The 22783-nt window shown below is 46.4% G+C and carries 10 protein-coding genes; 6 read left to right on the plus strand and 4 right to left on the minus strand.

Annotation, left to right across the window (positions count from 1 at the left end):
- Positions 1–70 precede the first annotated feature (70 nt).
- The 3 genes from rtxA to rtxH are packed head-to-tail and all read right to left on the minus strand — an operon-like array spanning position 71 to position 14002.
- The gene (rtxA, locus tag Xedl_RS37925; RefSeq protein WP_074022366.1) at positions 71–13114 is read right to left on the minus strand and encodes an MARTX multifunctional-autoprocessing repeats-in-toxin holotoxin RtxA; all 13044 of its coding nucleotides are present in this window, start codon (positions 13112–13114) and stop codon (positions 71–73) included.
- 26 nt (positions 13115–13140) lie between these two features.
- Positions 13141–13602 (minus strand): RTX toxin-activating lysine-acyltransferase RtxC, encoded by a 462-nt coding sequence (gene rtxC / locus Xedl_RS37920; protein WP_074022365.1) that lies wholly within the window; start codon positions 13600–13602, stop codon positions 13141–13143.
- 34 nt (positions 13603–13636) lie between these two features.
- Positions 13637–14002 (minus strand): protein RtxH, encoded by a 366-nt coding sequence (gene rtxH, locus Xedl_RS37915; protein WP_074022364.1) that lies wholly within the window; start codon positions 14000–14002, stop codon positions 13637–13639.
- Between the two features lie 588 nt (positions 14003–14590).
- Here rtxH and Xedl_RS37910 point away from each other — a divergent pair.
- Genes Xedl_RS37910 through Xedl_RS37900 form a run of 3 tightly spaced genes read left to right on the plus strand, consistent with a single transcriptional unit; the run spans position 14591 to position 20209 of the window.
- Positions 14591–16660, plus strand: coding sequence for a peptidase domain-containing ABC transporter (locus tag Xedl_RS37910; protein WP_074022363.1), 2070 nt, complete (start codon positions 14591–14593; stop codon positions 16658–16660).
- Complete coding sequence (locus Xedl_RS37905; protein ID WP_074022362.1) at positions 16653–18008, plus strand: HlyD family type I secretion periplasmic adaptor subunit; 1356 nt, start codon at positions 16653–16655, stop codon at positions 18006–18008. Before Xedl_RS37910 ends, Xedl_RS37905 begins: the two co-directional genes overlap by 8 nt.
- A 2-nt stretch (positions 18009–18010) precedes the next feature.
- Positions 18011–20209 (plus strand): type I secretion system permease/ATPase, encoded by a 2199-nt coding sequence (locus Xedl_RS37900; RefSeq protein WP_083600256.1) that lies wholly within the window; start codon positions 18011–18013, stop codon positions 20207–20209.
- A gap of 294 nt (positions 20210–20503) precedes the next feature.
- Here Xedl_RS37900 and Xedl_RS37895 read toward each other — a convergent pair whose 3' ends face one another.
- Complete coding sequence (locus Xedl_RS37895; RefSeq protein ID WP_074022361.1) at positions 20504–20788, minus strand: CopG family ribbon-helix-helix protein; 285 nt, start codon at positions 20786–20788, stop codon at positions 20504–20506.
- 223 nt (positions 20789–21011) lie between these two features.
- On the opposite strand from Xedl_RS37895, the gene ybfE reads away from it, so the two are divergent.
- From ybfE to fur, 3 genes are all read left to right on the plus strand, one after another.
- Positions 21012–21302 carry a LexA regulated protein gene (ybfE, locus tag Xedl_RS37890; protein WP_074018441.1) on the plus strand — a complete coding sequence of 97 codons (291 nt, stop codon included), beginning with the start codon at positions 21012–21014 and terminating at the stop codon, positions 21300–21302.
- Between the two features lie 174 nt (positions 21303–21476).
- Complete coding sequence (fldA, locus tag Xedl_RS37885) at positions 21477–22010, plus strand: flavodoxin FldA (protein ID WP_074022360.1); 534 nt, start codon at positions 21477–21479, stop codon at positions 22008–22010.
- Between the two features lie 184 nt (positions 22011–22194).
- Positions 22195–22644, plus strand: a complete 450-nt coding sequence (fur, locus tag Xedl_RS37880; protein ID WP_074022359.1) for a ferric iron uptake transcriptional regulator — start codon at positions 22195–22197, stop codon at positions 22642–22644.
- The last annotated feature ends 139 nt before the right edge of the window (positions 22645–22783 follow it).

Below are 22783 nucleotides of genomic sequence, written 5' to 3' on the forward strand. Positions count from 1 at the left end.
TAACACGTCAATTGAAAAATGGCTCATATTTATGAGCCATTTTGTTAATCAAATTTATTTAATAAAACGATTAGACTAGTTTGGATTTTCCATTAATGGTATCCGACCAAGCCGTCACAATGGTTGATTTCGATTTACTATCAAGCGAATCAATAAAGCCGCTGTCTCCCATATTCGGCGCGAATCCACTCATGGCCTGCACCAGAGAATCCACCGCATTGGCAGACAGTGCCGTATATTCACGCTCGCCCTGTGCATCTTTATCCCCCATTTGGGTGATGATATCCGCACGGTTACCATTGAAGTAATTGTCGAAAGTCACAGAACCCATTGCTTCAAACTGCCCCTGTGCGGAAGTATCTTTGATATTACGCTGGGTCAATAGCACCAAATCGTAACCGCTGCGTTGGAACCACAGGTTTTGCCAGTTGATATCGTTGAAAATAATCTTGTCACCTTGCTTGATATCTTCAACCACGTTATCGATGGCATCACCGCTGACTACAAAGCTATTCACACCTGTGCCGCCCTTAAAGCGGTTTTGGTATCCGCCCAGTATCAGCAGATCATCACCATCACCGCCGTTAAGCTGGCTGAACTTCGATACCACATCGGCGATCAAATGATCGTCACCTGTGCCACCGTTGATGACAGCGTGATAACCCATCAATTTAATGGAATTGTTGCCCGTGTTACCATCGATCCAGTTGTAGTTGCCGAATACCGTGGCAAAATCGTTGCCTTCTCCCAAATCCACCTGATTGTTATTGCCGATGGTCACAACGTAATCCTGATCTTCTCCGGCATCAATGAGATTGAAGTCACCAGAAGCCACGATGTAGTCACGTCCTTTATCGCCGTTGATCACCCCGCCTTCACCAAAGGCAAAGACCTGATCATCACCGTCTCCCATGTAGGCGTAGTTAATCCGTCCAGCCAATACCGCAACATCGTTGCCTGCACCACCAAACATCATGTTTTCACGCCCCATCATCACGCCCGTATCATTGCCTTCGCCACCTGTAAAGATATTCGAGGTGCCTACGGAATAGAAGACGTCATCATCACGACCGCCCCAGAAGTTGTTATTTTCTCCCAGATAAGCACCGAGATCTTTACCGTCACCGCCCCAGTTAAAGTTGTAGTTACCAAGAGAAATGTTGATATCACCATCACCTTGCAGATGGCCGCTCTTTTGCAGGAAATCGAAGGTTTTATCCTGCATATTCAGCAAGTCGGCTGTCAGGTTCTGTTTCAGATTAGTGACCAGCGATTTCATTTCGACCTGTTTGTCCTGATGGAACAGGGTAGCAAACAGATTTGGCAGATTCAGGGAAGTCAACCCAAAATCACGATCGGCCTGAGAGTTGGCTGTTTCTGGTACTACATCACCCTCTTTAGTAATGGTTACAAGTTCGTCTTGCTTTTCATCAGGTGCTTTTGCTTTTAGACCGTGGCTTTCCGCAAAAGATTTCACACCATCAGCCCCCATATTCAAACTGGCTTTCAGACTGTTGATAAATTTTTCCGAATCAGTGAAGGCTTGCAGTTGATCACCACTGAATTCACCGATGATTTCCAGCATTTCGCGCAGAATGGCAACGCCGTCAACAGATTGACCTGAGCGGGAAACAATACCGCATTGCGGGGTATAATCCACGCCAAAGATATCCGCCAGCGTGGTATCCGCTCTGACGCCTGCCAGGTTCCCCAGCAATTTGTTTTTGATCTGACGTGGCAAGTCTGTCGGGCTAAAGGTAAACGTATTTTTCGCCATGCCCGTTGGGGTATATCCCTGCGTCATCAAACCAAACAGCGATCCCATGTTGGTATCCAGAATCGACTGGATATTGTCACCGAACATAAAGTTCCAGTTACCGGTCGTGACCTGAATATCAGCCCCCTGCCCGCCAACAGCAAAGTTAAAGGCCAGTTTTTCATTCGCTTGACGGAATTTATCTGCCCGACTGATTTTGCTCATTTCAGGCGTATTGCCATTTCTACCCAGCCACTGGTTGTATTGCTTGTTCAGGGTGCTTTCGAGATCACTTTTCAGGCCACGGCTGCTACGTTCATTTTGCGAACCGAGATCTGTCAAGGTTTGATAGTCCACACCGCTGGTCAAATCGAGACCGGACAGATCACTGACATATTTTTTCGCACTTGCCAATGTCCATTGCTGGTCTTGCGTCTCCAGCCAATCTGGTGAGTTAAACGATCCGGCAATGTTTTGCAATACACCAGAAATACGCGCTGCACCACCAAATGGGTTAACCAGTGGCGGTGTTGGAATAGATTTATCCAACATAACGATCAGATCGTTACTGCGTCCCATATTAAAACTGATGTTACGGTTGCCTACGAACAGTTGTGCCCCTTCTAATGCCTGATAACCGGCAATATCAACACTGTGTTTGCTGTTACCATCACCAATGTGAACCATCACATTGTTATCCCCAAAGGCCAGAAACTTAAAGCCGCCTGTACCGACCTTGATCCCGACATTGGTGGTTCCCCAGTTAATGGCTGTAAACTCACCATCACCAATCTGTACCTGAATATTGCCGGAATAACTCAGTTGCTTGTTTGATGATTCCGCTGGAATGACCGATTTATTGTCATCTTTTACATGATCGATTTTGGGTGCATGGAATGTTTCGGTATTGCCCGCAATAGCACCTTGTGCTTTTGCATCAATATCGGTCTGACCTACGCGGGACAGGCTGATGTTATTTTCAGAAATACCGCGACGGATTCGATCCGTGTGGCTTTCCACTTCCCCTTGATCATTCCACCCCAACAGGATCTTATTGTCCGTGAGTTTGTGCACCCATTGTGCCTGCGTATCTTTGGTGTATTTGCGGCCGACGCTGTCTACCGCAACTTCACTGCTGCGCGCCGATACGGTGGTACGAATACCCTGCTTATCCAGTGCCGAAATAAAGCGGTGAGCGAAACCATTGCGGTTGTCATCGCCTATCAAAGAACAACCCACGAGGCTGATATGGTCTGGTGTGCCTGCCAGTTTGAAATCCGCGCGCAACTGTTTCAGTCTCAGCGCCAGTTCATCCGCACTGTAACCGCTCATGCGCGTATGATTCTGCACTGACTCTTCACGCCCATGCCCAACAACTTGCCAGCGTAATTTGCCGGACTGTAATTTATCGGACAAGACAGCCGGATCACCATACACCACGCGATATTGACCGTTGGCATCAAGTTGAACGATCACGCTGGAATCTGGATGCTTACCTGCCAGGTTCGCGGCGGCTTGCGCAACCACCGGATCATTTTCTGTCTGGATAATAATTTGACCAGCAAAACGGCTCTCGCTACTTTCAGGCTGTGGTTTGACATCAACATTGCCCCAAGAATCAACATCTTGGTTATTCACATGAATATGGCTTTCCGGTGAGTTATTACCCAATGGTTTTTTCACCTCGTCAGCACCATCAATCTCTACACCCGCTTTTATGCTGCCGTTTTCACGCCGAGGGGCGGAAAGCGCTGAGACAATCTGATCGGCATATTGGTGCATCAACCGATTGCTGGCTTCATGACCATAGAAGGTTTGTTCACCCGACACCGGATAACCCGCCACAACCAGTTTGGCACGCAGTTTTTCGCCTTCGTTGCCCAATCCTTCGTTATCGGTCAACAGCATGATCGGTGTCTGCTTCGAGATACCATGCAGATTTTTCTCAACCGAAAACTGGCCATTAACCGCCTTCGCCAACACCCCGATGATACCCGCTGGATTTGGTACTTCATGGGCGGTAATGGCTTTAGTCATGCTTGGCATTGGTCTGTCAAGCAATAAACCGGAAACCGCCTGTCCGTTGCGCTCTGTATAACGGGCAAGATCTGCCGCGACTGCCCCACCCATAGAATAGCCATGAATAATGATATTTTCGGGCTTAATACCGCGATCATTAACCAGATAGTTGAACATGGTACGGGCATCCTGATACAGCCCTTTTTCGTTTGGATGACCATCGCTGGCGCCATAGCCCCGCATGTTCACCGCCAGCATATCAACACCCTGTTTTTGATAGTGGCTTTGGATAGCACTCGCCTGCTCTTCCGCAGATGAGCCGGAACCATGAATGAAAAGCACCACTTTTTTCGCCGGACTATTTTCCGCTAAGTTATGTTCACCCTGATCTTTTTGATCACCATTATGGTAATAACCTGTCAGACGTCCCGCTTCACCCTGTAGCGTGATTTTATCCGCTGTACCTTTGCTGACAGCTTCATTCAATATAAGTTGAGTGTCATCATCGACATTGCGGCGATTTTCTCTGGCGCCGTAAAGTTCATCGTTAAGGAAGCGAGTTACTGGATTGAATGGCTCCCTGTCACGCGGTGGTGTGCCGTCATTATCAATGGCAATTTTTTCCAGCACTTCATCTTTTTTACCAGAATGACCCAGTGCTTCCAGCTCTTCGCCTGCAACCTGCTTCGGCTTATGCAGGTTTGTTTCAATCTGTGCTTCCTGCAATGCCTGCGCAAAATTGAACAACTCGGTTGGTGTCCAGATACCCAATTTTGGCCGCCACGCATGACCAATCACTTTATCGGCACCACCAGCCTTAAGTACTCTGGCAACAATGCTGGAACAGTTGTCGGTCAGGAGTTGATAACGGGCATCAGGGTTTTGGCTGATTTTCTGCCATTCCACCTGCATTGCTGCCGCGTCCAATCCCGCCAGATTAATCCGGAATACACGCCCTTGGTCGCCCTCACTGGCTTTGAAGTCCTGAATATTGCTCAACTCTCGTTCGGCAAACTGGCGGATAACGTTGGTGATGCGTTTTTCTGTCAGCTCAGGTGATTGGCTGGCAGCCCTGCGCAGAGCCTCAGCAAAATCTTTGCCCACTTCAAACATATCAACGCCACCATCTTCCCACTGTTTGATAAACGGTCGGGAAATCGCTTCCGGTACACCAGCAGATTGTAATAGATGAGGATTTGCCAATGCAGCTATAGCAAAACTTTCACTGATATCCTTGAATTTTGCATCAATGCCGTTGGCTATCTGGAGTTTTTCAATAAATTTCTCCAGCTTGAGCTCCCCATCCTGCATACCAAAGTTATCTTGCTCTTCAGATGCGACATCGTGTTCCAGCGTATTATTCTGGGACGCGGGTTGACTCAGGTCATACCAACGTATCCTCAAGTCAGGGTATTGCTCAGAAGAAACATTGAGAATATCGCTGAAATTGGAGGATTTGCTGCCTTTTGGCCACCAACTGACGTAGTTTTTCTCATTAAATTCACCCGCCTCTTCTGCATTGATCTGAACACGCCCTTGCCCGATTTGCAGGGCAGCATGTCCCAGGCGGCTGTGATCACTCGGTTTCCAGACAAACAGGGTTGCACTGACCGGAGACAATTGTTGTTCAATCGCCTGATGTACCTTTCTTAAGCCGGAGATATCGATCCCCTTGCCATCTTTCGATAACTCAGAGGCAGGCAAGTTTGAAAAGACCGTGTCAGCCACTGATTGACCATATTCTTTAGTGACAGCCGCCTTGACCTGTTCAATGGCTTTTTCTGCACTTTCCGCTTTCATGGCAATCTGGATATTGGATTTACCGCGGGTAACAAAATTCCCCTGTTCATCCATATAAAGATGTTTGGAATCTTTGAGGTTGGCATTGCCCAGTTTGTTATATAACTCACTGAAACTATCTTTGCCTGCGTTCACCGTCGAATCAGCAAGTACCAGCGATTCTTCCATGCGTACAGTGATCTGTGACAACACGTTTTTCAACGCGGGTGTACGTGCTGAGTCCGGATGTCCTAACAAATAGCCTTCAACCTGTTGACGCAAATGAGTCAGTTTTTCTACCGCCTCAAGGTCATAATCTCTGCGGTTTTGCAGGCTGTTTTCATAACTTTTGAGCGCGTCCAGAATATTACGATAACTGTCACCCAGGATTTTGCCCTTAACGTAAGCGGCTTCCTGCAACTCGCTGACAGACATCAGGTTAATTTCCGGCTTATATTTCCAGCTACCCTCTACTTTTTCAGCAATAATGCGGGTACGCCCGTGATCGAGGGAAATAATTTGCTTTTCGGACAGACACAATGACTCAGGCAGTTGGTCGTAACTTTCATAGTTGGCAAGGATAAAACGTTCAGCGGCTTTGATCTGCGCTGGGTCATTTGGATCTTCCACAATGATAGTCTTGGCGGCGTCACTGTTATTGCCCGGCCACGGACGGATGTCAAAGCTGCCATCATCGGATTCACGCACCAACAAATTACGTTCTGTACGCAAAGCATAGAATGGCAATGCTTGATTCAGTAGGCTATCGATAGCACTGGTTTTGATATCCAGATCAACTAATGTATCCGGCTTATATTTGTCGGGTTCTAATGCCAGCAGTCGTTCCTGCTCAACAAGACTAAGTGAATCAAAACGGGCTTTTACAGCAACCCCCGCTTCTGTCAATCTGCGTCCAATGGATTCAGGTGACATTCCTTGATATTCTTTGGCCGCTTTATCCAGCAGGCGAATTTCGCCTACCAAGCCTTCACGCTGCAATTGACGCAATACCGGCAATTCAACATTCCAGAAATAGTTGCCAAGACGTAATCCGCCTTCCGCAATGACATAGACATCATCACGTGATCCGGTTGCATAGAGAGAACTCCAGAATCCGGTATTGCTGTATGCTGAAGCGTTAATAACCGATTGCAAGGCTTTCTGTTCCGCAATGTCAGAATCGAGGAATATACCGCCCCAACGCAGCAGCGTCTTGTTCAACTCAATAGCAAAAGAGTTACCTTTTACATCAATATCGTAAACTACCTTCTTGCCATCAGTCTGTACTGCATCAAGAATGTCACGGTATTGCTTGAAGTTTCTGCCAGACCAAAATGAAACGATACTCTTGTCGCCATGTACAGGTTCGAAGCTATAGCCATAGCTTTCCAGTCTTGAGACGAATTCGACGCGCTTATCCCAGTTGTAATCAATTGTGGCATCAACAAATAGTTTCGCCAGAGAAGTGATCTGGTCTTTCGGTACGCTATTTTCTGTAGCATTCAGGTAGCCTTCAACAAAGGTCACCATTTTCTGTCTGAGATCAGCCGGAATATCTGCATCAACACGGTTAAAGCCAGGGACAGGAATGTAGCTATCTGTCGTGGCACCATTGTCACTATCCAGCCAATGATAAACATCTGCCACTTTTTGTGCCCTTTCTGCCGTCGCAGACACTTTTGACGTATCAATGGATTCTGGCTGAGCCAGAGCTTCACCCAGTGCTTGCAAGCCACTGAGATCCAAGCCTGAAATTTTCGCGGTGTCTCTTACCCATTCAGCTACAGTATGAGTGGACTGGCTAACAGGCGGATTGGCCGATGTTTCTCCCTGCATTGATGTCAAGATAGAACCACCAGACGCTTTTTTAGCACGTATTCCCGCATTGATCTGTAAACGGTTCAATGCCTCTTTGGCACCGCTCAATTGTTCATCCAGATCTTCATCCAGATCGTATAATTCTTCACTGAACCCGCCATCAGCCTGAACAATCGACTCAGGATTGATGTGACTCTTGGTGCTCTCTAATTTTTCAATATTTTCAGCATCGTGAGCTTTATCCGCGGTCACTGACAGTCCACTACCTGCTGTACCTGCGCGAGTCGGCTTATAATTGCCATCCAGTTTCGAACCTTTAGCATCATGTTGTACTTGCGCAGTTTTACTGTCTGCTACGGTGACTTCATGCCGAGCACGCTGTTTTGCTTGCTGCACGGCGGCTGTGCCATCGTGTTCTGCCTGTTCAGCCCGTTGCTTATGGCTGATGGCTTCTGTTTCCCTGTATTCAGCCTGATTACGAGCCTGTTCAACATCCAGATTGGCACTCTGATGATTATGTTCGGCCTTGAGTGTTCCCACTTCTGATTTGGCAACAGCATCCTTGATATCACCCAGCCGTCTTACCGCCGCTTTTTGTGAATTATCCAGTTGGTTTTGCGCAATTTCGTCAGCTTTGTTCAATTCGGTCTGAATACGCTGCTGCAAACCAACGGCAAACTGATCACGCCATTGCTGACCGGATCTCCCATGATATTCCGCATAGCTATCCAATGCTTCCAGACCTTTGGCTTTCGCCATCAGTTCCGCTGTCACCGCTTGAGCTTCGTCTCTGATCGCATCACGCTGCGCCTGACCATTAGCGTTCAGGGCATCCAGATCGGTAGCCTCAAGTTGTGCCTGAGTACCCGCAATCGCGGCCAGTTGTTGATCTCTTTCCTGCTCTAAACGCTGACGATCCGCTTGTGCCTTTTCTTTATCCTGCAAGGCGTTATGGGCAGCCTTGTCCTGCTGCACATGGTCAGTAATAGCATTGTCTGACAGATAAGAGGATGAAGTGGCCGAAACGTTATCCAGAACGTAGCCCAAGCCATCATCCAAGCCGATTCCAGAAAATCCCAGTAGGTTTTTGCCCGCCTTGGCGGTTAAGGTCAGTGTCTGGTTTTGCCACTCGCTTTTACCATTGGCAGCCGCATAAACAACCTTACCATTCCACCACACTTCCAGCCCGTTATCAGCAGAGCTGCCAACACGCCTTGCAAAATCGAATTTGACGGTAATTTCTTCGCCTTCTGTCAAATTCTGGATATTCTGACAGATATGCGTGTTACCCTTGACATCAAGCTCACTGACACGATTGCCATGCCCTTCTGTACTCAGGCCGTATGACTTCGCTGAATGACTAGCTTCAATGCCATTGGTGTATGTCCATCCTTTGTCGCCTTGCTCAAAATCACCATTGACAATCAAGTTGCGTGACTGATTTTTGGGATTCAGGCGTGTTTCGTTGCCGAGTGTTTGCTCGATATTCCCCATATCCGGCGTATCAACACCCGTCACAGAACCTTTCAAGCTGTCCTTCAAATCAGAAGTGATTTTATCCATTTCTGTCAGCTTAAAGCCATTCAGAGAAGAGACTTCCGGCAGCTCAATAGCACCACGGCCTTTATGGGTTCCTGATGTATTGGCTTCATCCCCATTCACCAGATAATTGATGCCCTGACTGCCCGCGCTGCCAAGCACTGTCTGCTTGATATTATCGAAAAACGCATCCAGCTTATTGCTCTGGGTATTGCTTTCCGCCACCGCAAAACTATAGAAATCACCGTTACCCACCTGAATGGCTACGTTGTTACGAGCATAAGAGGCATTGATGTTCAAGCCATCACCCACATGGATATTGGCATTGCCCTTGCCTTTCATGACTGAAACATTCAGGCCGTCACCCACATGGGTATTAACGTTGAATTTGCCCCAAGCCACATTGACGGAAACACCATCACCGACTTTGGTATTGATATTCAGGTCGCCATGAGCAGCCGTCACGCTAAGCCCCTCACCCGCGGTAGTCGTGATATTGCCTTTACCTTTGGCGGCCGTGACCTGTATGCCATCACCCACTTTGGTGACAACATTGCCCTGGCTCCATAATGCGTTGAAACTATCGCCATCACCAATCTGAGTCACGATGTTAGCTTGCCCTTGAACAACGGTAACTTCCTGACCATCGCCGACTTTGGTAATGATATTTGCATCACCTTTGGCGAGGTTATAGCGATCACCCTCACCAACATGGGTGATGATATTGGCTTTGCCCCAGGCAGCATTGATGCCCAATCCATCACCGACTTTGGTGATGATGTTAGCTTCACCTTTTGCAAACCCGACCGTCGTGCCGTCACCAACATGGGTCATGATATTGCCGACTTTAGAAATCAACAGGCCGACCGCGGTTCCATCACCCGCTTTCGTCAGAATATTGCCTTTGCCCGCTAACAAGGCCGCCGTAGTGCCATGACCAACATGGGTCACCACATTGGCTTCAGACGCCGCCACAACGCCCATAAAATCATTACCGACTTTCGTCACGATATTGGCTTTGCCTAATGCCAGTACCCCCGTCGAGCCATCACCGATATGAGTCATGATATTGGCTTCGCCGAACATAGCCGCCAGCGTTGTGCCATCACCCACTTTAGTCATAATATTGGCGGTGCCCGCAAACAGGCCGATGCTCGTACTTTCTTCACCCATACGGGTAACATGGGTATAAATATTGGCTTTACCCGCCATCAGCGCGGCAGTCAAACCCGTACCCACTTTGGTGAGTACGTTCGCCCCGCCAATCATGGCAGCAAAAGTGGAACCATTACCAATCTGGGTAAAAATATTGCCTTTGCCAATCATGGCAGACAACGCATCACCATTACCGGCTTTGGTCGCAATATTGCCTTTCGCGATCATCAAGGCAACACTCATGCCATCACCAATGTGGGTGTAGACGTTGCCGAATGCCAGCATCAATGCCAAGGCATCGCCATCGCCGACTTTGGTGAAGATATTGCCGGCACCGCCCATCAATGCCCAGGCATCACCATCACCGACATGGGTGAAAATATTGCCGGCACCGACCATTGCCGCAATGGTTGTACCATGACCCGCTTTGGTGAAGATATTCCCTGCCGCAGCCATAACGCCCAGTGTTTGCCCATTACCTGCGTGAGTCAAAACGTTCCCCAGACCTAACATAATGCCCGTGGTATCGCCATGACCGACTTTAGTCAGGATATTCGCCCCACCCAGCATAACACCGGTAGTTTTGCCATGACCGACATGGGTCAGGACGTTGGTGCCACCGCCCATGACAGACAAGAGATCGCCTTTGCCCTTTTTCGTCAGGACATTAGCGCCGCCCAGTGCGATTACCGCCGTATCTGAGGATTGGCTATTTGCAGCATTGGTCTCGGAAGTATCAGCGCTGATATGGCTAATAATATTAGCACCGCCAAACATCGCTGATTTCAGATCACCTTCACCGATTTTGGTCACAACATTTGCGCCACCCACAAGAATGGAGGAAACGTTACCCTCCCCTACTTGGGTCAGGACATTGGCTCCACCAATACCAGACCACAATGCGTCACCGTTGCCAATCTGGGTATGGGTATTAAAACCGCCACCCATCGCGATTCGGCTATCACCATTACCTTGATGAATGGAGATATTGCCAACAGCCAGAAGGTGAGCAAGATAGCGGCCGTCACCAACGCGAACCAATACGTTTGCCGCACCACCAGCATTAACATTCATTTCACCTTGCTGGCTTTGGTGCAGCAATACGTTGGCAATGCCAGCACCATTGAAATTCAGGTTACCTTCTTTGCCTTTTTTGATGATGACGTTTGCCCCACCACCACCATTGAATTCGGTGTTACCGAACTCAGCGCTATGTTCAATCACATTCGCAATGCCAGCACCTTTAAAGCTGACATTGCCACGGGTGACGTTGGACTTGATGAGGTTACCACCACCCGCACCGGCATAATGAATATCACCGGAACTGTCACCGCTGACCGTTGCCGATTTGAACAGATCAAGTTCACGGTATTCATGCATATCAGGCACACGACTGGATGTTGTGCGCACAGCATTAACGCGGTAATGAATATCACTCAGCGAATAGCTACCGGTTCCCATATCGTGATAACCGTTAGCGTAAGAGATATTTTCGTTCGCCAGATTTGCTGTATGGTGCCCCTCTTTATACCAAGGGCGGGCGAAGTATTGCAGCGTTCCGGTTTTGGGATCGTTTCTCAGCTCAACCACCACAATCTTGGTATATTCACCAAGTTGCTTACAATAAACATAGGTGTTTGGCATCCGGTTGGATTTGACGGCTTTGACATCAACGGTGGTTCCATCGCGGTAAATGGCATAACCGCCCATTTTAGCGTCAGACAAGGTGATATCTGCCGCGTCAATCTGGACACCATTACCATAATTCACCCATTCGTTTTCGGTCAGTTTTTTCTCAACTGCATTAAACGTTACCTGTTTCCGTCGTTCAACAGTCAGGTTTGACAATGTATATGCGCCGTCAGTATTAACAGAATTAAAGCCACCTTGAGCAGAGATATCTTGTTTTTCCAGCCCCTTGAGATGCTTCCCTTCTTTATACCAGGCGGTCGATAAGTATCTTAGTTTGCCAGTTACCGGATCATTACTGAGCTGAACTTTGTTGATTTTAGTGTGAACACCATCCTCAAAGGCAAACAGGTAAGTATTCGGCTCCCGTGTGAATTTAAGCCCCATAACCTGATGAGAATCACCAACCCATGTACCGCTCATAGTGGCATTGGTCAGCACAATTTCTTCGGCCTTGGCATACTCCATCCCTTCGCTGCCGAAGTCATTGGCGGTGCCCTTGCGGGTAATTTCGTTATAGCCCCCCGCCCCCGTGAAAGAGATATTACCGTGCGCAACATCGGAGTAGAGGCTGTTATAACCGCCAGCACCTTCAAACCGGATATCACCGCTGGTTTCAGAATATATATCATCTACCTGACGAGTACGTTCAATACGGTTAGACGCGCCCGCACCACGTAATATGACGTCGCCCATTTTACCTTGACGAACAATACTGTTGGCCGCTCCCACTCCCTCAAAATCGATGTTGCCACTTTCAACTCTGGAGCTAATAATATTTGCCGCTCCGGCACCCTTGAAGGTTAAATTCCCCAGGGAACCTTGATAACGGTTGAACCAGGTACGATCAATCTTGTTTGCACCACCCGCTCCCGCGAAATAGAAATTTCCCTGATTGGTTTCATGCCAGAGTTCGTTGTATACACCTGCACCCTTGAAGCTCACATCACCCTGTAAGCCTTTGCGGGTAATGCTGTTGTATCCGGCTGCGCCAGAATAATCGATGCCACTCTTATCACCGGTATGCTGGATTTTCACGCCACCAGCGGCGCCCTCAAATCTGATTAGCCCACTCTGTGTCTTGTTGATTGCAGTGAAACCGGAGCCTCCTTTCACTGTCAGATTGCCACTCGTGTCATTGACTTTCAGATAGCCCGTCGCGCCCGAAATAGTGTCGTCACCCCAGGTGGTATTGACTGTCACATTAATAGAACCGACAACTATGTTGTCATTTCCGCCATAAGCATTAATGACACCATTAACGCCGACGCCGAAGGCATGTATTGCGTTGCCATCATCATCATCTTCGTATCTCTCAGTAAAGAAGTATTCTGCACTGCGGCTAGATGATTTTCCCATAAAATAATCCTGATGTTGGGCAGAAATTAAACAATAAACCACTGTACCCGACGGATACAGCGGTTATTTGGAACATCCAGAGTTCCCCTGACTGTACAGGCTTTTTGCCCTTTCCAGGCGGCAAAGACACGCCGACGCAGATCGCAGGCAATATCCCGCGCATGTCCAAAGGGCGCGATCATCTCTGGAAAAAAGATATGCTGACCGGAACGCCAGTCTTCCCGCGAAATTTCCCGTTCTCCGGCAAGAATCGCATCCCGACTCCGGTCAGACAAAAAAGCCCAATTACAAAAAGCAACTGGGCGTTGATGTTCATCTTCGTAATAGCAAAACTGATTAAGCTGAAATGCAGGCAAGATACGTTGTTGCCATTCAGCAACTAAATAACGCCGGTGCAAGGGGGAATGCTGACAAAGCAACATCACCCCACCAATCATTGCCTGTATTTCATTCGCGCTCAGTGTTGCCGGTTGATGTGTAATCATCATAGATTAGCAACTGCCTGATAGAATTTGGCTGATGTTATTTTGATGTTGCAGAATGACGTGGTGAACGTTTTTTGGGTTCCGTCGATTCTGAAATAGCCACTTCTGTTTCAGCCGGTTTTTCGCTTTCATTAATTTCAGGCACCGGCAAAAAGCCTGCGGCAATCAGCTTATTGATTTCGGCTTCCATTCTTGGATCTTCCAGCATACTTTTGACCATAGAAACCATATACATAAAACCAGAAGCTGGCATATGAATAACTTGTTTTAACTGTAATTCCTGATCATTTTCCGCCAGCACACCATTGGCCATTCTATTTGGCTCTTGGCCTACAAAATAGAGAGAAAATACGCCTTTGTTATAATTAACGCTTGAGATAGTTTGAACAAATTTTTCAGACATAGCATTACCCATTAAATAAATATTAATTTAATGTTAAAACAATATTAAATTAAAATGATTAAATCATAAATAAATCCATATACATGATGGGTTCATTTATGATTTAACCTGCTTGCTACAACGTTCTGAGTAAGCTAAATTAAATTATATTTCCCTTATTTTTCAATAGTTATTATCTTGCAGTAACGCTCTTTTTAAAAGAGCTATCCAAAATACAAAATAGCAAGTAAAGTATAAACCAACTTAAGTATGTTCTACGTTCCAGATGGTATATTGATAATGAGTTACCAATCAGGGTTTACCGATAACGTTGGATAAAGATATATCTATTTATTGGCTAAGATCAACATATAAATAGTAAAATGTCTGGTTAGGCTCGACATTTTGTTCCAATCACCGACATCCATAGGCTTTTTGATAGCAGATAATATCTTTTAAGAGATTTTGTTAAGATTATTTAATAAATATAATGCCTTATTTTTTTCAGGTTATCTCTTTACATCAAAAATGTAATTTTTTATTTAAAATAGATTTAATTTAATGAATGAAATAGAAAAAACAATAATATCATTAATTAATTTAATAGTAATGATATCTAATAAGGATCATACAGCCCCATCAAATAAAAACTTAAATGATGGTGATGATTATATTTCTACTCTAAACAAGCTGCAAAAAGAATGTAATATTAGCATTAAAAATAAGCACTCTAAAAATAAGAAGTTAGGCACCCTATCACTGCCTGCCATTTTGTTTAGCCATGATGGACAACCCTTTATTCTGGCAAAATATGATGATCAACGGGTATTAATCCAAAAACCCCATCAAGAAACATCTGAGATATTAAGTAAAGAAGAATTTATCAATCTATGGAATGGCAAGTGGATAAAAATAAAACAAAAAAGCAACCAATTTAATATTCGCTGGTTTATTCCTGAATTTATCAGGCAAAAGAAGAACCTTACGGAGATCCTCCTGTTCTCCTTCGTTCTGCAAATTCTGGCACTTATTTCCCCACTGGTTGTGCAAGTTGTTATGGACAAAGTTCTCGTACATCAGGCATTTTCCACCTTGGATGTGCTGATTTTTGGGCTGGTGGCGGCTGGATTGGTTGAGATTATTTTGCGGGGATTACGTGAATACCAGTATGCCCACACCGCCAACCGGATTGATATAAAACTTGGCCTGAAACTGGTTAAGCACTTGTTTGGCCTGCCGTTGCTGTTTTTTAAATCCCGCCAGGTGGGCGCGATTGTGACACGAGTACGGGAGCTGGAAACGGTTCGGGAATTTTTAACCGGTTCCATGTTCACCTTATGTATCGACGTTTTGTTCATGTTCGTATTTATTTATGTCATGAGCCTGTTGTCCGCTATGTTGACCCTGATTTTCCTGCTTACCCTACCCTGTTATGCCCTGCTGGCCTGGTGGGTGACACCGAAAATGGAAAAAGCGGTGGAAAAACAGTTCACTCATGCGGCAATGAACACCTCTTTCCTGACCGAAACCGTTGCCGGTGCTGAGACACTAAAAAGCCTCGCCGCTGAACCTCGCTTTATTCGCCGTTGGGATAGCCAGACGGAAAAGATGGTCAGCACCAGTTATGATGTACAGCAATGGGATAATCGTTCCGGTCATCTGGTAACGGTACTACAAAAAGTCACCAGTGCGGTCATTATCTGGCTGGGCGCTTCGCAAGTGCTTTCCCTACATATGACCATTGGTCAATTGATTGCCTTCAATATGATGGTAAGCCACACCCAGCAGCCTCTGGCTAAGTTGGTGCAGCTCTGGGGGCAATTTATCCGTTCACGCATTGCCATCGATAAGCTGGGAGATATGCTGAACCTGCCAACAGAGCAGCAATCAGGCAACGAACGGGTTGCCTTGCACGGGGCTATCTCATTTTCTGATATCGTCTTTCGCTATCAACCCGATCTCCCCCCCACCATCAACCATTTCACTCTGAATATTCGGGCGGGGGAAACTGTAGGCGTCGTCGGAACCTCTGGCTCAGGAAAAAGTACCCTTGCACGTTTGCTGTTACGGCTTTATACCCCAGAAAGTGGGACTATCACGCTGGATGGCATTCCCTTGCAAAACTTCAATATTGGATCCATCAGGCAGCAGATTGGCATCGTTCTGCAAGAAAACTTTCTATTTAATAAAACGGTGTATGAGAATTTGTCCCAATCCTGCCCTGACGCCCCGTTATCCGCTGTCATTGAAGCCGCAAAGCTGGCAGGCGCACACGGTTTTATTCTCAGATTGCCGATGGGGTATGACACGGTGATCGCCGAAGGCGGGCAATCGCTATCAGGCGGGCAGCGACAGCGTCTTGTCATTGCCAGAACGCTGTTATCCGAGCCCAAAATCTTGATCCTTGATGAAGCCACCAGTGCACTGGATGATGAATCGCAAGCCGTTATTCAATCCAACATGGCTGCTATTGCTCAAGGCAGAACAGTCATTACCATTGCACACCGGCTCTCCACAGTACGCCAATGTGACCGCATCATTGTGTTACATCAAGGCCAAATCATCGAACAAGGTAGCCATGAACAGCTTCTGCAACAAGGCAAACACTATCGGAAACTTTGGCAGTTACAACAAGAACTAAAACAGGAAACAACACAGGAGGAGCCTGCCCATGTTTAAGGCTATCTTGCGCAGAGGGATCAAACAGTTACGTACTGCCAACCCGCATTATGATTTTTTACCGACCCACTTGGCTTTGTCACAACGCCCACCTTCCCCGTTCGCCCGTTATACCGCAATAACCCTGAGCATTAGCGTTCTGGTTGCTCTGCTATGGGCTTGTCTGGGGAAACTGGATGTGCAGGCAACTGCAACCGGACGCCTGATCGCTTCTGGCCGTTCCCAAATCATTCAGGCTTATGAGCAGAGCCGCTTGATCGCCATTCATGTCACCAATGGTCAGCATGTTGAGAAAGGAGCGCCATTGCTGACACTCAATACGCTCGGCGTCAATCAAGATATTGCCCGTTTGATCGAGCAACGCGATTACCTGACGGAAGAGGAAATTCGTTATCAAGCGCTGCTTGAAAAACACGACCCCAAATCTCTGCTGCTTTTCCAGCAGCAATCCGCCGCTAAGCAGGAAAGCATTCTGGCACATTATGCCCACGAAAAGCAGGAATTCGACTCAATTATGACCACTATTCATGCGGAAATGACAGAGAACCTGACTTCCCAAAAAGCGCGGAATAGCGATATACGGTCATTAACCCATCTGCACGAAAATATCAGCCAGCGTTTGCAGGCACGAAAAACATTGAGCCAGAAGCAGGTTATCAGCAAGGTGGAATACCTCGAACAAGAAAAGGAACTTCTGGAAACAGAAAGGGTGATCGCGCAACAAAAATCGGAACTCAATATTCTGATGGCGAAATACAAGAGCCAGGAGGAGCAATTAAAGAGCGTCAAAATCAAAAAAGAGCGGGAATGGTTTGAGAAAAGAAAACAGGCAAAAATACAGCTAGTAGTAACACAACAAGAAATTTCTAAAATGCAAGAGCGGGAAGAACTTGAGGTCGTGCGCTCTCCCGTCACTGGCACGGTTCAACAATTGAGCGTCCACACCCTCGGCGCTGTTTTGCAACCTGCGCAGAATTTGATGGTGATTGTTCCTGACGAGCATGTACAACTGGCTGAAATCCAGATCCTGAACAAAGATGTCGGTTTTGTCCGGCCTGGTCAGCCTGTCACCGTAAAAGTCGATGCGTTTCCTTATACCCGCTATGGCACGATTGAAGGAGAGTTATTGAGTATTTCGCGGGACTCCACCACCGATGAACGGTTAGGTCTGGTTTTTCCCGCGCAAATCAGCCTCAGACAGAACAACATTATGGTAGATGGGAAACCGGTTGAAATTACAGCAGGTATGTCTATCGTTGCGGAAATCAAAACAGATCAGCGAAGAGTCATTGATTACCTGCTCAGCCCAATCCAGGAATATCAATCTGAAGCGTTGAGAGAGAAATAATCATGGCTGATACTTTTTCCTTCACCTGTAGTACAGATACAGACCCAAAAACCGACCACACAATCGGCGCAAATAGTGATATCAATGCAAACAATTATGCCCTGGATTGTATCGCCCACTTAGGCAAACAGTTCCACAAAGTGGCCTCTGTCGGGCAATTGCATCATATTCTGGGTGTAGACTCTCTTGCACTGACAGATCCACAGCTACGTGAAGCCGCAGATGCCATTGGGCTACACAGCAAGTTTGAACGCCTGACACCGGATACCGCCACTACATTACCTTTACCTGCATTGATTAAACTGGATAAGCGCTGGTGGGTATTGTCAGAAATCCATCCTGACACATTTAAGGTGTTCGATCCTATTACCGGAAAATATGAAGTACGTGCACTGGCTCCTCCAATGCGTGGCGAACAGGATCATAGTGGATACGAATACAAGGTGCTGCTAATAGCGGATAAATCCCTGACCAAGCAGCAGGTTAAATTTGGTCTAAGCTGGTTTTATCCCTCCATTTTCAGGCAAAAAAGCCAGTTACGGGATATTTTTCTGTATGCCATTATGTTGCAGCTTTTAGCATTAGCAGCGCCTTTGTTATTTGAAAATGTCATAGATAAGGTGCTGGTTGGACGGAGTATTTCCAGCCTGCATGTTTTAGGTATGGCGATGCTGGCACTGGCATTGGCAGAACCCCTGTATGGCTTCCTGCGCAATACCGTGTTTGGGCATATGGCCAGCCAAATCAATGCGGAACTCTCCGGCAAACTGTATCGCCATCTCGTAGGTTTGCCCCTGCCCTATTTCAAACAGCGGCAGACCGGACAAATTATCGCCAGAGTCAGGGAGATGGCACAGATCCGCCAATTTTTGACCGGATCGACCCTAATGTTGTTGCTTGACCTGATTTTCATCATTCTGTTTCTGGGTGTGATGTTCCATTACTCCTCCCTGCTGACATGGCTTGTAATCAGTTCACTGGTTCTCTATTTTTTACTCTGGATCGCCGTCGGGCCCATTATTCGTCGCAAGGTAGAAAAAGAGTATGAAGCCGATGCCAATGCCACCAGCTTCCTGACAGAAGCCGTCACGGGAATTGAAACCATCAAAACCACGGCGACAGAAAAGCGTTTTTTGTACCAATGGCAAAAAGTATTGAGCGAGCAATTAATCCAGCGTTTTACAGCCCAAAAAAGCGGACTGGCTGCGGGACAAGGGATTGAGCTGATCCAAAAAGTGGTTGCTGCTCTGCTTTTATGGTGGGGAGTTCGGGGCGTGCTTGATGGAGAGTTGTCCCCTGGTGAATTAATTGCTTTTAATATGCTGGCGGGGCATGTTACCCAACCCATCCTAAGATTGGCACAAGTCTGGCAAGACTTTCAGCATACCCTGATTGCCCTGCGACGGGTGGGTGATATTCTTGATGAACCGATGGAAAGCAGTAAACAAGGGCTGGCATCAGCACCTGAACTGGCAGGCCAGATTGAATTCCGCAATATACGTTTCCGCTATCATGCCGATACGCCAGAAGTGCTGGCAAATTTGTCACTGGAAATTAAGGCCGGAGAATTTATTGGCATTACGGGGCCATCAGGTTCCGGCAAAAGTACATTAACCCGCCTGTTACAGCGCCTCTATGTGCCACAACACGGTCAGGTTTTGGTGGATGGCATGGATTTAGCAATTGCCGACCCAGTGTCACTGCGCCGTAATATGAGCGTGGTCTTGCAGGAGAGCATCCTGTTTTCCGGCAGCATTGCGGACAATATCCGCCTGTGTAAGCCCAATGCCAGCGATGAGGAAGTCTATCGGGCTGCCACCTTAGCGGGTGCGGTTGATTTCATCAATACATTTCCACATAAATTTGCCCATCCTGTTGGCGAAAAAGGAGGCAACCTTTCTGGCGGACAACGGCAGCGCATCGCATTGGCAAGGGCATTGCTCAATGATCCCAAAATTCTGATCCTTGATGAAGCGACCTCCGCACTGGATTATGAATCCGAAGCTGCCATCATGAGTAATATGGCTGAAATATGCCGAAACCGAACTGTGATCAGCATTGCTCATCGGCTGAATACTATTCGCCACGCTGATAAGATTTTCGTTTTAGATTTGGGCAAAATCGCTGAATCAGGTTCACATGATGCCCTGATACAACAAGATGGTTTATATGCACAACTTTGGTATCAACAAACGAAGTGATGACTGAAAAAGAAATTTATTGAAGATATGAGACTTGTTTTGTCACTCCGAAGCGGGTATTCCGTGACCGCCTAAGCGGTCACATTCAATTCACTAATTGGCTTGAACAAACGAGGATCCTAACTGATTCATTCTTTATGTCATAGACTAAAACATAATGACGATGAATAACCAGCTCACGTGTACCAACAATACGTCCGCGACGTCAGTCCAAAGCTGCTACCGGATTATCTAGTGAAATATATTCACGAATTTTTTTTCTGTCAGTACTGGCTGATAACGTCCATACAATTTTCATTTCTTAGCCAGTTTCTCTCGGATTTCCGTGCGCCATGCATTTGCGTCAGCTTCAACTTCTTCCGCTGACATCAAATTTCCGATATTGGCATCATCAATACCTATTTGAACCTGTTCGCGAAACCAAGCATCGTAATCCGCCGCTTCTTGCTGTTTGCGAACAAAATCACGCATAAATTCGCGCAAAAGCTGTGCACCAGTACGATCAAGTGCTTTTGCTGCCGTTGAAAAATCGCTTTTCAGTGTATCATCGACCCTAAATGTAAATGTCGTTTCACTCATAGCTATACCTCAATAGTTACCTATATAGCATGTGTTACATTGTAATACATGCTAACTCTAGAGAGAAAAACTCGCAAGGTAAGAGTTCAAATTTCACTCAAAACATACTCATAACATTTGAACCATCCCAACAATCTCTCCCATCAACTAGTAGCGACACACGTCCAGCTAAGGTATTATTGCCCGCTATATTATTGGTACACGCCCATTATCAATTGAATTTATGGCAAAAGAACAAACTGATCGCACCACACTGGATTTGTTCGCAGATGAACGCAGGCCTGGGCGACCTAAAACAAACCCGCTGTCCAGGGATGAACAGCTTAGAATCAATAAGCGCAATCAGTTGCGACGAGATAAAGTCAAAGGACTACGTCGAGTGGAACTCAAACTCAATGAAGATGCCGTCGACGCACTAAACCATCTGGCAAAACAGCGCAACATTAGCCGCAGTGAATTGATTGAACAAATGTTATTAGCTCAACTGACAGAAAAAAATCACCTTGCCGATTAACGGCTTTTATTAAACACAATGAAGCGGTATCACCACACAAATCTGACAGATTTGTCATGGATGTTTGGTCAAAATAACGCTTTTCATGTTACTGAAACTGACATTTTTCTAGCTGATTTCAGCGTGATGTGTATAGATTTAATACACAAATAAAACAAGAGGTTAACCCATTTTATGGCAATAATAGGTATATTCTTCGGTAGCGATACAGGCAACACAGAAAACATCGCCAAAATGATCCAAGAAAAATTGGGTGGTGCTGATGTTGCTGAAGTCCACGATATTGCCAAAAGCAGCAAAGAAGACATTGAAGCCTTCGATATCCTGCTGCTTGGCATCCCAACCTGGTATTACGGCGAAGCCCAGTGTGACTGGGATGATTTCTTCCCAACACTGGAAGAGATCAACTTCGAAGGGAAACTGGTTGCTTTGTTCGGCTGTGGTGACCAGGAAGATTATGCAGAGTACTTCTGTGATGCTATGGGCACCATTCGCGATATTATTGAGCCTCGTGGCGCCATTATTGTAGGTCACTGGCCAACCGAAGGATATCATTTCGAAGCCTCTAAGGGCATGGCCGACGATAACCATTTTATTGGTTTGGCCATTGATGAAGATCGTCAACCAGAATTGACGGATGAGCGCGTTGAAGCCTGGGTACAACAGATCAAGGCTGAAGTGAGCCTATCAGAAATTCTAATTGCTTAATAAGAAGATAAAAGCCCTTTCAGGCAGGATTATTCTTGCATAATGTGTCATGATATCTGAATAGGCATGGTTTTCATTTTTAATATCCATGCCTATAATCAGCAACGTGAAACAGAATCATGATTCCCTCACGATACCCAAGTATCACAAGTTCACTTAACTCAAGTTACAGGACTGAATCCGCATGACCGACAACAATAAAGCATTGAAAAATGCTGGACTTAAAGTAACACTTCCACGACTGAAAATTCTGGAAGTGCTACAGGACCCAGAATGCCATCATGTCAGTGCGGAAGATCTCTACAAGAAACTGATTGATATCGGTGAAGAGATTGGCCTCGCCACTGTCTATCGCGTGTTGAACCAGTTCGATGATGCCGGCATTGTCACACGCCACAATTTTGAAGGCGGTAAATCGGTTTTTGAACTCACCCAACAACATCACCATGACCACCTGATTTGTCTCGACTGCGGTAAGGTCATTGAATTTAGTGATGAGTTTATTGAAGAGCGCCAGAAAAATATTGCTGAGCGTTATGGCATTAAGCTCTCAAACCACAGTCTTTATTTATATGGTCACTGTGCTGCTGGTGATTGCCGCAAAGATAACGCGCTGCATGATGAAAAAGCATGATAGATAGATAAACAAGCACCGAATAAGGCAACTGAAATAATCCACTTCTGGTGTTTGTTCGTCTGAATAAGCTACTGCCGATTAGAATTCCAACTAATCGGCAGGTTACTTTATCAATCTTCTGCTCTGGTTTCCCCTC

This window comes from Xenorhabdus eapokensis, assembly GCF_001908105.1.

Excerpts from the sequence above, each read along its gene's own strand:
- rtxA (WP_074022366.1), bottom strand. The coding sequence starts at position 13,114 with ATGGGAAAATCATCTAGCCGCAGTGCAGAATACTTCTTTACTGAGAGA.
- rtxC (WP_074022365.1), bottom strand. The coding sequence starts at position 13,602 with ATGATGATTACACATCAACCGGCAACACTGAGCGCGAATGAAATACAG.
- rtxH (WP_074022364.1), bottom strand. The coding sequence starts at position 14,002 with ATGTCTGAAAAATTTGTTCAAACTATCTCAAGCGTTAATTATAACAAA.
- Xedl_RS37910 (WP_074022363.1), top strand. The coding sequence starts at position 14,591 with ATGATATCTAATAAGGATCATACAGCCCCATCAAATAAAAACTTAAAT.
- Xedl_RS37905 (WP_074022362.1), top strand. The coding sequence starts at position 16,653 with ATGTTTAAGGCTATCTTGCGCAGAGGGATCAAACAGTTACGTACTGCC.
- Xedl_RS37900 (WP_083600256.1), top strand. The coding sequence starts at position 18,011 with ATGGCTGATACTTTTTCCTTCACCTGTAGTACAGATACAGACCCAAAA.
- Xedl_RS37895 (WP_074022361.1), bottom strand. The coding sequence starts at position 20,788 with ATGAGTGAAACGACATTTACATTTAGGGTCGATGATACACTGAAAAGC.
- ybfE (WP_074018441.1), top strand. The coding sequence starts at position 21,012 with ATGGCAAAAGAACAAACTGATCGCACCACACTGGATTTGTTCGCAGAT.
- fldA (WP_074022360.1), top strand. The coding sequence starts at position 21,477 with ATGGCAATAATAGGTATATTCTTCGGTAGCGATACAGGCAACACAGAA.
- fur (WP_074022359.1), top strand. The coding sequence starts at position 22,195 with ATGACCGACAACAATAAAGCATTGAAAAATGCTGGACTTAAAGTAACA.